Origin of the sequence: Bacillus sp. NP247, assembly GCF_018966865.1 — a bacterium.
Taxonomy (GTDB): domain Bacteria; phylum Bacillota; class Bacilli; order Bacillales; family Bacillaceae_G; genus Bacillus_A.
In genome coordinates, this window is the sequence record NZ_CP076653.1 from 891,140 (window position 1) to 905,124 (window position 13,985).

Sequence of the window (13,985 nt, forward strand, 5' to 3'; positions counted from 1 at the left end):
CCCTTAACGGCTTTTGTTTATGCTGTTAAATCTCGTTTTATAAATACAGTATAGGAAACCCCTAAAAATACAACTAAGTATAGAAGAAGCATACAAGAAGCAAATGGGAATGTTACTCCATCAATAAAGCTTCCACCCTTTAAAAGCCCATATAAATCTGTATTCGCTGGTAATAAATATTTTGCCCATTCATATCTTGCTGCTGGAATTAGCGCTATTCCCCCCGATAATGCGAGAAATAGTGAAATACCAATCGCGCCTCCACTAGATCTCGTCAATACAGAAATCATAAACGCAAACGCTGCGTACACAAGAGTTGGCAGCCACGATAAAACGTAATACTTACTTGCTTCCACAAAAATATTTTGTTTTATAATATTTCCATCTTGGAAAATAAATTCACTCCATGCAGGCTGTTGGAATTTATAAATAACAAGACCACATAAAACTGAGAAAATCATATTAAATATAAACAATAACGCTGCAAATATAACGATTGCTAAAAATTTTGCTGTTAATATTTTAAATCGACTCGCTGGACGAATCGTTAAAAATTTATATGTTCCCCAGCTATATTCATTCGCAAAAATTGTACTCGCATATACGAGAATAAACGGAAGTAAAATAGGAAAAACAATAAAACCAGTATCTCTCATGAAAGAAAGTGGAGAACTACTTGCTGGCGCTGTATTCGTATCTAAATGCTTCATTTTAAGCTGGTATTCCTTTACAAGCTCGTCTCCTGACTTTTCTGTTAAAATATCCTCTTTTTTCATGCCTAGCTTTTTCTCAATTTCTACAGTTCGTTCTGTATAATCCGCTTTCCATCCTTTTGTTTCTGGCTCTAAATACTTTACCGTAACCCATCCTAATCCAATAATTAATACCGCAATAACTGCAAAAGGAATAATCGTTCGCTTTCGCTTAAATATTTTATACAGTTCGTTATAAACTAAATTAAACAATATCTTTTCCCCCTGTTAATTCTAAAAACTGCTCTTCTAGCGTTTTTCTTTCTTCATAAACACGATAAACTTGAATATTTCTCTCCATCAATATACGCAGAATATTCGGAATTTCTTCATCTTTCACGTTTATAATTAATTCGTTTTCTTTTACTAAAACATCGTATTCTAAAACCTTTGCCGCTTTATTCGCATCATCTACACGTATATGTATTTCTTCTGTTTCTTCCTTTTTATCACTTTGAATATTTTGTGTTGCGACATATTCTCCATGCTGAATAATAATAACCCTGTCACACATTAATTCAACTTCTGAGAGTAAGTGACTAGAGACAAGAACAGCTTTTCCTTGTTCATGTGCAATTTTCTTTATGTACATCCGCATTTCATGTATGCCACTAGGATCTAATCCGTTCGTTGGTTCGTCTAGTATTAATACATCTGGATTATGTATAAGTGCTTGAGCAATTCCTAAACGTTGTCTCATACCGAGTGAATATGCTTTTACTTTACGGTCAATCACTTGTCCCATTCCTAATAGTTGCACAACTTCATCGATACGCTCTTCAGTCACATTCCCATTCATTCGTCCGAAATATGTTAAATTTTCATAGCCGCTTAAGAAAGGATAAAATTCTGGTGTCTCAATTACAGCGCCAATTTTCGCAGCAGTTTTTTCAAATTGCTGTTTTACAGATTGACCATCAATCCATACTTCTCCTTCTGTCATACGAATCATTCCGACCATCATTCGCATTAATGTCGTTTTTCCAGCACCATTTGGTCCTAATAAGCCAACTACTTCACCTTTTTTCACTTCAAAACTAATATTTTCTACTAACATCTTTGAACCAATTCGCTTTGTTAATCGATCAACTTTTACGATCGCTTGCTCATTTATCATTCCATACAACCTTTCTTCTTAACTCTTTTTTTCAGTTCTTCCCACTGTATCATGATTAATAACATGTGTAAAATGAAGAAAAAGCCATGATTTCTCATGCCTTTCTCCTCGTTTCATATGACTTTTCACCCTTTAACCTTTGTGTAAACCTACAACATTGCCACATTGATATTATAATGACGGTTATCATAACAACTGCTGTTATCATTATCGCATACGTCGTAATCGGTGCATTTGTTAATCCTTGGATTCCTACTGCTTTCATAAAAATAATAATAAATAATTTCAAAAATAACATACCATGAATTAATCCGAAGACGAAAGCTCCCCCGTAAATTAATAATTGCTCCTGACATAATAAACATAACATTTCTTTTCTCGTCATATTCACTACTTCGTACGATTTAAACTCCTCTCTTCTTACCTGTAGAAGCGAGGCTGTCATTTTATAAGTAATGAAAATACATACAAAAACTACAAATAGAAACATAGCATAAAACCAATTTACAAATATAAGTGTATGTCCCGCTTTACTTATTACAGCTTCATTGAATCGGAATGATACCATAAAAAAACAAATCATTGTATTCATAGCAATCCACATAAATTGTTTTAACCTTTTGGTAGCAAATGTTTGTATATTTTTTCTCGCTAACCGAAATAAAGACATAGTTTCCCCCTACCTTACTTCATAACATACGCATTCTATACTACTAGTGTATAAGAATATGACATTTTAAACATCGCACTTCAATCGGAATCTTTACTAAGCCTTTAGTCCTAGAAACCAAGCATATTTACCTCTTTAGCATTAAAAAAAAAAAAACCGGAAATGCACTTTAGTTGCATTTCCGGTTTTTGTTTAACGAGGTGAATCTTTATACAACTTAATTATCATGAATGCCTTATAACTCCATCAATTATTCAGCCTTCGCATCTTCCACTTCAATCCTTTTTTTCTCTCTTGCAATTTTCAAAAACTCTAACAACTCTGGATTGTTATTCATTTTTTTATAAGCCACTGACATTTCTGCAACAAAATTAGAGTCACATAGCTCCTTATACACAACTTCTGTTTTATACAATTTATTTGCTGATACAGGTATCACCGTAATTCCAATACCTGCTGCTACAAGACCCATGACAGTTTGATACTCCGTTGCTTCTTGTACAATGTGCGGACTAAAACCTACATCACGACAAAGTGATAGAATTGTATCATATAACGCTGGCCATACTGGTCTCGTAATAAATACGAACGGTTCATCCCTTAAATCTTCGATATGTATTTCGTCCTTTTCAGCAAGCGGATGTGCCTTCGGTAAACATAACGTACACGAAAGTTTTTGAATTGGTTCTAACTCAAGTAATTGCGTTGGAATTGGCGGACGTAAAAATCCAATATCAATTCGATTATCATGAAGTGCATGCACCTGATCCGGTGTTGACAATTCATGTAATGCTACAGACACTCTCGGAAATTTCTTTCTATACTCCCTGACGATTGACGGTAAAATATCATATATCGCCGCACCTACAAAACCAATTGAAAGTGATCCAACTTCTCCCCTTTGTGCACTTTGTGCAACTTCTACTGCTTTTTCAATTTGTTCAAACGCTTTTTTTACTTCTTTTAAAAACATTTCCCCTGCTTCTGTTAATTCAACCTTTCTCTTTGTTCTTGAAAATAACATAACTCCCATTTCTTTTTCTAATTGCTGAATTTGTTGACTAAGCGGTGGTTGTGTCATTTGTAAACGAGCAGCTGCTCGTCCAAAGTGTAACTCCTCTGCCACTACAACAAAATATTGCAAATGCCGTAATTCCATTTTGGACACCCTTTTCACTTTCGATTAATACATCTAATATATTAATAACATATAATTTATATATTAGACAAATATTTCGAATGAACGTATAGTAGAAATTGCGAATTATTTTTTACAATTTTTATGTAAAAAACAAAGAGGTGGTTACTGTATGAAATGGTGGAAGTTAAGCGGGCAAATTTTATTATTATTTTGTTTCGCTTGGACAGGTGAATGGATTGCAAAACAGGCACACCTCCCAGTTCCAGGAAGTATAATCGGTATTTTTTTATTATTAATCTCATTAAAATTTAACATAGTGAAAAAAGAATGGATACAAGACGGTGCAGACTTTTTATTAAAAGAACTTATTTTATTTTTCATCCCTTCTGCAGTCGCTGTCATTCGTTACAAAGATACATTATCACAATATGGAATCGATCTCATTTTAATTATCGTGATTAGTACACTGTGTGTCACTCTCGTAACAGGACTTTTAACAGAATTGCTATTAAAGCGGAAAGGATCACCACAATGACCGGCTTTCTTTGTTTACTATTAACACTATTCACATATTGGGTATCTAAAAAAATGTATCAACGCTGGAATTGGAGTTTGCTGTCTCCCCTTCTTGTATGCCCAATCATTTTAATTGCTTTATTACTTGGATTAGATACACCATACGAAACCTACGAATCTGGTAGTCATTGGCTAACAGAATTATTAAAACCTGCTACAGTTGCTTTCGCATGGCCAATCTATAAACACTTTAATTTATTAAAAAAACATGGAACGGCCATTTTAATTAATGTCATTGTTGGTTCATTTCTATCGGTTATTACTTCCGCACTATTAGCTGATTTTTTTCAAATTGACTCTACAATAGAACAAAGTTTAGCACCGCACATTGTAACAACACCTATTGCAATGGCTATTTCAGAAATGATTGGCGGCATGTCGCAATTAACAGCCGTTTTCGTCGTATTAACTGCCTTAACTGGAGCATTACTCGGTCCTACGCTCATACGCATATGCCGTATTAAAACAGCGCTCGCAAAAGGTATAATGCTAGGTACTAGCGCGAATGGAACCGGAACATCAAAAGCATTTGAAATCGGTCCTGTAGAAGGTACAATTGCAAGTTTATCAATGCTTTTAACAGCTGGAGCTAGTTTAGTTATCGTTCCGCTTTTCTTATCTTGGATACAATAAAAAAGAAAGTGTTTAAACACTTTCTTTTTTATTTTTATATTTATATAATAGCTCATATTCTTCTGGAAACGCTAAAGATAATTTTTTCACTTCATCTATTCCTTTCCAATCTATTTCATGTATTAACTCATCAGGGTCTTGTATTTTCATGTTACCGCCTATTAACTTCACAACATAGTAATACACATGAACTGGTACCCCATATGTTATCCCCTTTTTTTCACATAGCTTGTCTATAACTTCTACTTCATAACCCGTTTCTTCCCATACTTCACGAACACAACACTCTTCAAGCTCTTCTCCCTCTTCTTGTCCTCCGCTCGGCACAGACCATCGCTTCTCTTCATTTACTTTTCCTTGTAATACCATTAGAAACTCATTCTTTTCATTCATACATATAGCTGCCGTACCAATCCATCTTTTCATCCTATCTCCCCCCATACTAACTTTCTATCTTTCTTTATATTTATCCTTGAAAAAAGAGGGAAAAAGTAAAACGATGACGAAAGATTACATCAACTTCATGAGCAGTCCCTTCTTAGAAATTCAAACCGGAAGGATGAAATTATGATTTCTAAATATGTTGTGGAATGTGTTTTTTGTGAAGAAAATCGGAAACCTCGGCAAGCAATTGTCACAGTGCCTGCTACTTCTCAGCTACTAGCCATTCAAAAAGTACGGGCTGAATGTAAACGTCGTTTCGGAAAAACTTTATTATTGCAAACAGAAATTAAAGAAGAATTACTCTTTGAACAAAAAGAAAGCTGACCATAAATTGGCCAGCTTTCTTATCCGATCATATTTTCACATGAAGATTAGGGGCATCCTCTTTAAGGATCGGGATTTACCCATTATGTGCGTTCCATAATGGTCATCGAACAATATATTTCTATACAATAAGCTATTGAATAGAATAGGGCAAAACTTGTTCGCATTTTTTAGAAAAGGGATAGGGATATAATTCAAGTAATACTTCGAATACTCGAACTTTACACTCATTATATTAAAGCAAATCTTTTTATATGAGAAATATGAATTACTTACATAATTCATTCGTAAAACATATTAATATGTTTCTATATATTCTCTTTAATCTACTAACAACATACATCCAGCTAATATTGGTGTCATAATCATCGAAAACCTTAGAAGCATGCGAGGTGCATAATTTGTAAACTTAGCTCCTATATATGCGCCTAACATTGTCCCGATTAAAACTTGTACTAATAATACATAATCTAAATACCCTTCCGAACTATATCCAAGCCCACCTCCAATTGCGATTGGTAATATAACGAGCATTGTCGTCCCTACAGATTGACGGATCGTTAAACCTAATAGAACCATTAACCCGAGTTGGATAAAGGGTGCTGAACCAATCCCAAACGAACCAGCTAAAATTCCAGTAACCAGTCCGAGACATATACATTTAATCAAGTTATCTTTCGTAAGTTCTTTTCCCCCTTTTAAAGACGACTGCTCCCTGTTTTGGAACATAATCAATCGAATAAACATAAAAATTGCAGATAAAAATAACATACCCGCTGTAAACCAGTGCAGAAGATGTGCTGGTACTAGCGAACCAAACTTTGAACCAATAAAGGAACCAATTGCTCCAAATCCCCCAACAATCCCACCTATTACAAACACAACATTCCCTTCTCGGTAATGACTTACTACTCCAGATAATGTTGTAAATGCCATAGCAGTTAAAGATGTTGCAAGCGCAACATGAATAGGGATATGGAATACCAGAGTGAGTATCGCGATGATAAACCCTGCTCCTCCTGCTCCGACAAATCCTAATAAAACTCCCATTAATAACATTGTTATAATAATTGCCACATACTCCCCCTCCAATACCCCAATTATCTATCATATGCACACTTCTATACAAATAAAAAGCACCCTAAACGGATGCTTTTACTACTTTTCTATATTGATAATATGTACTTAATCTTGATTAATCAAAATTACAGCTGGTCCAGAGACAACAACCCCAGCCACTTCTATCTTTTCAAATTCCTTCACTGTAATAGATATAACCCCTTCTCTTTCCATCAATTCCTTACTCAGGACATCAGTCGGTATCGCTTTCACCGTCTTACCTCCTTTTCATTTTATACAAAATTATAAAAAACTACCCAATGCATCTAAATATATGCATCACCTCCGCTTTCATTCCTTATTCCAGTCAAAATTCACATCCCCTTTCTATAACATATTGAAAAATAAAAAAGAAGCTATAAAAGGTATAGCTTCTTCCTCTCACTATTTCAATCTCGTTGCACCTTATATTCTATAACCCTACCATCTCTATCAAATTGCAAAACAAGACATTCACTATCTATAGAAATGAAACCACGTTCATTCCCAAGATAGTACAAAGTGGTAATTCCCTCTTCCAAACTTCTTGTTTCTGTAGGAGCCCCTAATAATTTTGTAATTTCCTCGTTTGATTTCCCTATTAATTTATGTTCTTGCATTAAGTCATCTACCATATGTACCCGTTTATCTTCAAACTTTAACCATCGTTCCTGATTAAAGTTTGAAATGTATTTATTTGCACTTAATTGTATTGTGCATACTACCAATGGAATGAGACCCACCATCATTACAGTGAACAGTTTCTTATCTTTATTACGTCTTGCAGAAACATGTAAGATAGACTTTTGAATAATAACTAATAAAATAAACGGCATTACTACCACAAAAATACTCATTACACTCAATGGCACATGAACCATATCAATAACAAAAATAAACGCAATGTACATTAATATATACAAACAAAAATAAGCGTACAACATTCCCCACAATATAGCGCTTTTACCTTTCTCCATCCAAATAGCACCTACTTTATCCCACTATTTGCGGGCAGTTAGACCCCCACCTCAAATTTCGGCTGTACAGGGTAGGAGTCCGTTTGCCCATAAAGCCCTGCTGATTAAAGTTTTACTTTATTTTTCACTTCGCAACATCATTCATCTGGCCAATCATATCTCTAATCTTTTGTAGTTCTCGTGCTGTATATATTACTTTACCTGTTAAAATTTCATTTCTGAAAAACGTTACAATTTGCTCTCTATCTTTTAATCTCGGCAATTTTTCATTAGAAAGATCAATAACTTCTTTGCCACTCTCATTTTCAAAATATACAATCGGTTTTACTTTTTCCTTTACAATATCTACTTGCATTTCTTCCAAACAATTATATAAAGTTTGAGATAGTATTTTCGCTTTATACGCTGGATTCCCTTCATTTCTTACTTGCAAAGTTAATGAAGTTCCCTCCGTAATAAATTCAAACGTCTCTTCTTTTTCAATTTCATGTTGATACTTACCAATTTCCTCAATCATAAATGAATATATACCAGCATTTTCTCTCGTTAAACCATGAATTAATGTCCCCGTCCATTCTTTCGTCTCAAGTAGATAAATGCCAGTTTTACATAAGATGAGGTTATGGATTCGATTATCGTTTATGTCACGTTTATCTCTATATTTATTGCGTATCATAAAAACATTCGGTATAATATGAAACTCTTCTTCTATTATTATTCCTTGCTCAACGAAACCTCGCTTCATATAATGTAATGTTTCATGCGCATTCACTTCAGTACCATTTTTTGTATATTCTCGTAAATCCGCAATTAAATTTTGAAACATATGTATTTCGTTACTATGTTTATCTTGCATTTCACTACGTTCTTTACTATGTTGAACAGCCAATTGATTTTTCATCATACGCATATTTTCAAGTTCTCTAGCTGTATTCACTTGTAAATCATTATATTTTTTCTGTTCCATATTCTTTAAAGTATCCTGTTGTTCTTTATGCTCTGTAATCGTAGCTGCAATCTCATCTTCATACGTTTCAATCGCTTGTTTCTTTTCAAACTCCACTTGCTGACTCTCTGATTCTAACTGTTTATTTTTATAAAACAGTACAAACACTACAGCTAATAATATTAAAATCCCACCTATTAGCACATACTCCATATTATTACTCCTTTATTTCATTTCCGATTATTTTTATAAATATATCAATTATATTATACTATGCTTTTAATATACACTTTGTAAAAATTATATATTTTTTATAAAAAGGCACCTCAAGTAAGATACCTTTTTATAGTTAGACTGCTGGTAAAAAACACTTGGTACTGGCCAATTGTCCAATAATCAGTGTGGACAATCCTCATCAATTAAAGTTTCACTTTATTGCACACCATATTGAATATAACTTGAATCATTATATACCCACTGATTTGTCCCTAAGCAAAGCCATCCATCTTGCTTACTCCATACTCGATATGATTCACCATGATGTAACTGTCTTATAACATTCCCGTTTAATGATGGAGCGTCTCGCAGATTCACATTATCGCCAGTAATAGTTGCTACATAATGTTTATACTGAATATAACTTGAATCATTATATACCCACTGATTTGTCCCTAAGCAGAGCCATCCATCTTGTTCTCCCCAAACTTCATATGATTCGCCACGATTCAATTGGCGAATTACACTAGACTGTAAAGATGGTCCACTTCGTAAATTCACATTATCTCCATTAATTACAGCAACTCCGTATACTGGAGTCGCATTATTAGGCGTGGGAACATTACCTCCACCACTTGCTCCATTTCCTTGTAAAGCTTCTAATGAAACAGCTGCTGATACATCACAATTTCCTACACCTGAAATTTGACCAGAATCTGTGTACTGCCATGCTGTCCACTCTGTCCATCCACCAGCATCAGCAGGCGGTATACTAGAATATCTGGAAATCCATAGTGGAATGTCACTTAACCCGTTAATTCCAAATTCATTAATATACCAAACTCCTGTATATAACATTACACTTTTCCCAGTAGCTTGTTTCACATAATTTACGAAACTTCTTGCCCAATTTGATATAGTCGCACCCGTTAAACTACTATTGCTAGTATCCGTTGGCGATTCTAAATCTAATACAGGAATTAAGTCCGTCTGATTACCCTGTAATATATTCACAAAATATTTCGCTTCTGAAATTGCATCATTTTGTTCTGGGTGCGCAAAATGATATGCACCGATTAATACATTCGCATTTCTCGCAGCTTGTACATTTTGAACGAAAGTAGGGTCAATATAGTTCACACCTTCCGTCGCTTTTGCATACGCCGCTGGAATGCCAGATGACTTCACAGCATTCCAATCAATGTTTCCTTCCCAATGAGACACATCGATAAACGTAACATTTGAACTGGATCTATTTTGCATATAAAAGCTCCTATCAATTTTTTTATTCTGTATACAATATGTATAACTTCAGTTAGTGGACACGACGTTTATGCTATAGTAATAAAGTTCTACTATATTTATTTTGTTGAGATGTTTAAGAAGAAAGTGGAATTGAAACTACACCGTCCACCAGAAACTCCATTAATACACTTTTAACACCTCAAAAAAGGCCTTGTAATTACAAGGCCTTTTGTAAACTCCCTTTATTTTGTAGCAAGTACATATTGTAGTAAAGTCCTTGTTTACTAAGTAACTCCTGATGTGTTCCTCTTTCTATGATTTCCCCTTCATGCATAACAAATATTTGATCCGCATCTTGGATTGTAGACAATCTGTGTGCAATCGCTATCGTTGTTCTACCTTTTCGCATTTGCTGCAATGCCGTTTGGATAGCCTCCTCTGTTTCTGTATCAATATTTGCCGTCGCTTCATCTAACACTAATACTTTCGGATTAGTTGCTATCGTTCTAGCAAAAGCAATTAATTGTCTTTGACCACTAGAAAACGCAGCTCCTCTTTCGACTACTTCTGTATCATATTTCTCTGGTAATTTTTCAATAAACGTATTCGCTTGCACATACCGCGCTGCTTCTTCTATCTCTTCATCCGTTATCTCTTCATTATACATACGAATATTTTGCTTTACATTTCCAGCAAATAAAAATGCATCTTGCAGCACAAGACCAATTTTCTTTCGAATTTCTTGTTCTTCAAATTTCTCTAAACCCACTCCGTCTATTACAATATTACCTGATTTAATATTGTAAAATCTCATTAATAAATTCATAATTGTACTCTTACCACTACCAGTGTGTCCAACGAAAGCAACCGTTTGCCCTGGCTTTACGTGAAAAGATACATTTTTTAAAACGTCACGCTTTCCATCATATGAAAAAGTAACATCTTTAAACTGAATTTCTCCGTTAACTACTCGTGGATTTTCACTCCCGATTTGAACAGGAGCTAAATCTTTATCATCCATTAAATGAAATACACGTGATGATGAAACGAGCGCTTGCTGGAAGAAAGATAGCTTCATCATCATCTCATTTACTGGCTGGAAGAAACGATGAATATAGTTAACGAAAGCATATAAAACCCCTACTTCCACAGGGCTCTTTAAAGCGTCAATTCCAAATAAACCAAGAACTAACGCAATTGCTACAATATGAACAAGATCTGTTGCTGGACGTAAAAGTAATGCATCTAATTTCAATGTACGACGTCCAGCACTATAATGCTTGTTGTTCACTTCTTCAAACTCTTTTCTCATCCGCTTTTCTTGCCGAAACACTTGAACAATATTCATCCCTTGAATGGACTCATTTAGCTTTGCATTTAATACACTCAGTTGATTACGTACCTCTAAATAAAAAGCTGCACTTTTCCGGCGATACAGTACCATAATCGCAAACATAATTGGAATTAATATAAGAGAAAATAGCGCTAATTTTACATCTAGTAAAAACATCGCTACTAAAATCCCTACTAAAAAGACTACATTTTTCACAAATGTTGATAGTACACTAACATAAAAATCTTTAATCGCTTCCGTATCATTCGTTATACGAGATACGAGCGTACCAATCGGCGTACGATCAAAGAAACTTAATGACAACTTTTGAACATGTTCATACACTTCGACTCGCATATCTTGAACAATCTTAAAAGCGATATTTTGAAAGTACAATAAGTCTAAATAAGTAAATAATACTTTTAATAAGTGAGCAATAATATACACTACAAATAGAGTAACAAGTGCTGATTGTTCAAAGTCACGTGGTACTAAGTGTTCATCAAGAAATTGTTTAATTAAAAAAGGACCCATCATTTCAGTTACAGTTGCACCAACTAGAAATAAAAATGCTAATGCTAATAATCCCTTATATGGTCTCATATAAGAAAGCAATCTCCTTAAATCACTCCGCTTTTTCTTAGCCATCATACGCCTCCTTTCTCTACCAACGTCTCTAACTGCTGGCTTTCGTACATTTCTTTATACCAACCATTTTCATTCATTAGTTGTTCATGTGTTCCTCGCTGTACAACCTTACCTTCATCAACAACAAGAATAAGATTTGCATGCTGAATCGCACTTAAACGGTGCGCAGTAATAATCGTTGTTTTTTCTGCTCTTTCTCGTTTCAATGCAGTTAATATAGTTTCTTCTGTTTTTGCATCTACAGCTGATAAACAATCGTCTAAAATTAAAATTTCAGCATTCGTTAATAACGCACGTGCAATGGAAATTCGCTGTTTTTGGCCTCCCGATAGCGAAACCCCTCTTTCACCTACTACCGTGTCGTACCCTTCCGAAAATTGAATAATATCATTATGAATACAAGCAATCTCAGCAGCCCTACTAATTTCTTTATATGTAGCATCGGCCTTTCCAAAAGCAATGTTCTCCCCAATACTCGCTGAAAATAAAAAATGATCTTGCGGCACGTATGAAATTGCAGAGCGTACACCGTGAAGTGTTAAATCTCGAATATCCCGCTCACCAACTTTTAATTCACCATTAAAGTGGTCATACTCGCGAATTAAACATTTTAATAACGTCGTCTTCCCTGCACCGGTACGCCCTACAATTCCTAACGTTTCACCTTTTCTTAAGTTAAAGTAAATATCTTTTAAGTTTAATAGTTCATTCTTTTTATAAGAAAACGAATCAACAGCAAACGAAACATCACCACTTGCTATAGCATGTATAGCATTTTCCTTATTCACTACATCAGAAGTTTGTGAAAGTATTTTCTCCACACGATCATACGAAGCACGTCCACGCTCCATAATATTAAATAGCCATCCAAAAGCTAACATTGGCCATACAAGAGTCCCTAAGTATGTTGTAAATGTTACTAATTCTCCTACAGTTAATTCACCCCGTACAACTAATAATGATCCGTAACAAATTGCGATTAAAAATGAAAATCCGACAATTAGGGCAATCGTTGGATCGAATAACGAGTCAATACGTGCGACTAGCATATTTTTATGTACGACATCTTCCGATTTCTTCCGAAACGATTGTAAATCCTCTTTCTCTTGTCCAAGTGAGCGAATTACCTTCATCCCACTCATACTTTCTTGTACTTTATCATTGATTTCAGAAAACGATTGCTGTGCTTTATGAAATCTTCTATGCAGTAAAGTTCCATAATAATTTGTAGAAATAGCTACAATTGGCATCGGAATTAAACTTAATAACGTTAACTTCCAGCTAATTGTAAACCCCATCGCTACGAGTACACATCCTCCAACAGCTAATGAATCAACGAGTGTTAACACACCTGACCCAGCAGTTTGTTGAATCGCCTGAATATCATTTGTCGCATGTGCCATCAAGTCGCCCGTACGACGTGATTGATAAAAGGATGGGCTCATCTTTGTAAAATGTTCATATAAATTCTTTCGCAATTGACGAGCTAGTTTTAAAGAAGATCCAAAAATCATAATACGCCATAAGTAACGTAATATATACATCGTAATTCCTACAACTACTAATAGAATAACCCAGTTCAACAATTTTTCAGACGTTAATGTTCCATTATTAATCTCATCTACTACAATGCCTAGTACTCTTGGCGCTACAAGTTCAAGAAGCGCGACACCAAATAACATAATAATTCCGATTATGTACGCTCGTTTTTCTTGTTTAAAAAACCAAGCTAAATTAAAAAACACTTTCATATTTACCCTCCTCCCTTAAAATGAGCGATATTTTCAGTGTAACAAATATACAGAATTTTTAAAAGTTTTAAATATCTTTTGCACCCAAAAGAAAAAGGCACCCGGTAAGAGTGC

The 13,985-nt window shown here is 34.7% G+C and carries 15 protein-coding genes; 3 read left to right on the plus strand and 12 right to left on the minus strand.

All coding sequences use genetic code 11. The features are described from left to right. Positions 1 to 17: 17 nt before the first annotated feature. The 4 genes from KPL75_RS04650 to alsR all read right to left on the minus strand — a co-directional run bounded on the left by KPL75_RS04650 (position 18) and on the right by alsR (position 3,698). Positions 18 to 965, minus strand: coding sequence for an ABC transporter permease (locus KPL75_RS04650; RefSeq protein WP_219919591.1), 948 nt, complete (start codon positions 963 to 965; stop codon positions 18 to 20). Next, entirely contained in the window at positions 958 to 1,869 is a 912-nt protein-coding gene (locus KPL75_RS04655) for an ABC transporter ATP-binding protein (protein WP_219919592.1), read from the minus strand. The genes KPL75_RS04650 and KPL75_RS04655 overlap by 8 nt, the downstream gene beginning before the upstream one ends. Before the next feature lie 94 nt (positions 1,870 to 1,963). After that, a complete protein-coding gene (locus KPL75_RS04660; RefSeq protein WP_219919593.1) occupies positions 1,964 to 2,539 on the minus strand; it encodes an FtsX-like permease family protein in 576 nt (191 codons plus the stop codon). A gap of 250 nt (positions 2,540 to 2,789) precedes the next feature. Next, a complete protein-coding gene (gene alsR, locus KPL75_RS04665) occupies positions 2,790 to 3,698 on the minus strand; it encodes an acetoin biosynthesis transcriptional regulator AlsR (protein WP_002033496.1) in 909 nt (302 codons plus the stop codon). 151 nt (positions 3,699 to 3,849) lie between these two features. Here alsR and KPL75_RS04670 point away from each other — a divergent pair, with 151 nt between their 5' ends. Continuing rightward, the gene (locus tag KPL75_RS04670; protein ID WP_002087869.1) at positions 3,850 to 4,215 is read left to right on the plus strand and encodes a CidA/LrgA family holin-like protein; all 366 of its coding nucleotides are present in this window, start codon (positions 3,850 to 3,852) and stop codon (positions 4,213 to 4,215) included. Next, complete coding sequence (locus KPL75_RS04675; RefSeq protein WP_219919594.1) at positions 4,212 to 4,889, plus strand: LrgB family protein; 678 nt, start codon at positions 4,212 to 4,214, stop codon at positions 4,887 to 4,889. Before KPL75_RS04670 ends, KPL75_RS04675 begins: the two co-directional genes overlap by 4 nt. Before the next feature lie 12 nt (positions 4,890 to 4,901). Here the strand turns inward: KPL75_RS04675 and KPL75_RS04680 are convergent, their stop codons facing one another. Continuing rightward, on the minus strand, positions 4,902 to 5,315 hold the full coding sequence (locus KPL75_RS04680; protein WP_219919595.1) for an NUDIX hydrolase: 414 nt from the start codon (positions 5,313 to 5,315) through the stop codon (positions 4,902 to 4,904). Positions 5,316 to 5,456: 141 nt separating this feature from the next. Here KPL75_RS04680 and KPL75_RS04685 point away from each other — a divergent pair, with 141 nt between their 5' ends. Then, complete coding sequence (locus tag KPL75_RS04685; RefSeq protein ID WP_002121502.1) at positions 5,457 to 5,657, plus strand: DUF3903 domain-containing protein; 201 nt, start codon at positions 5,457 to 5,459, stop codon at positions 5,655 to 5,657. A 321-nt stretch (positions 5,658 to 5,978) separates the two neighbouring features. Here the strand turns inward: KPL75_RS04685 and KPL75_RS04690 are convergent, their stop codons facing one another. The 7 genes from KPL75_RS04690 to KPL75_RS04720 form a co-directional block, all read right to left on the minus strand. Next, positions 5,979 to 6,734, minus strand: a complete 756-nt coding sequence (locus KPL75_RS04690) for a sulfite exporter TauE/SafE family protein (RefSeq protein WP_219919596.1) — start codon at positions 6,732 to 6,734, stop codon at positions 5,979 to 5,981. Positions 6,735 to 6,842: 108 nt separating this feature from the next. Next, complete coding sequence (locus KPL75_RS04695) at positions 6,843 to 6,989, minus strand: BC1881 family protein (protein WP_002146257.1); 147 nt, start codon at positions 6,987 to 6,989, stop codon at positions 6,843 to 6,845. Positions 6,990 to 7,165: 176 nt separating this feature from the next. After that, positions 7,166 to 7,732: a hypothetical protein gene (locus KPL75_RS04700; RefSeq protein ID WP_219919597.1), complete on the minus strand. Its 567-nt coding sequence runs from the start codon at positions 7,730 to 7,732 to the stop codon at positions 7,166 to 7,168. A gap of 124 nt (positions 7,733 to 7,856) precedes the next feature. Next, a complete protein-coding gene (locus KPL75_RS04705; protein ID WP_219919598.1) occupies positions 7,857 to 8,891 on the minus strand; it encodes an NERD domain-containing protein in 1,035 nt (344 codons plus the stop codon). Between the two features lie 219 nt (positions 8,892 to 9,110). Next, complete coding sequence (locus KPL75_RS04710) at positions 9,111 to 10,157, minus strand: GH25 family lysozyme (protein WP_219919599.1); 1,047 nt, start codon at positions 10,155 to 10,157, stop codon at positions 9,111 to 9,113. Between the two features lie 199 nt (positions 10,158 to 10,356). Next, positions 10,357 to 12,120, minus strand: a complete 1,764-nt coding sequence (locus KPL75_RS04715; RefSeq protein ID WP_219919600.1) for an ABC transporter ATP-binding protein — start codon at positions 12,118 to 12,120, stop codon at positions 10,357 to 10,359. Next, complete coding sequence (locus KPL75_RS04720; protein WP_219919601.1) at positions 12,120 to 13,871, minus strand: ABC transporter transmembrane domain-containing protein; 1,752 nt, start codon at positions 13,869 to 13,871, stop codon at positions 12,120 to 12,122. Before KPL75_RS04720 ends, KPL75_RS04715 begins: the two co-directional genes overlap by 1 nt. Between the last annotated feature and the right edge of the window lie 114 nt (positions 13,872 to 13,985).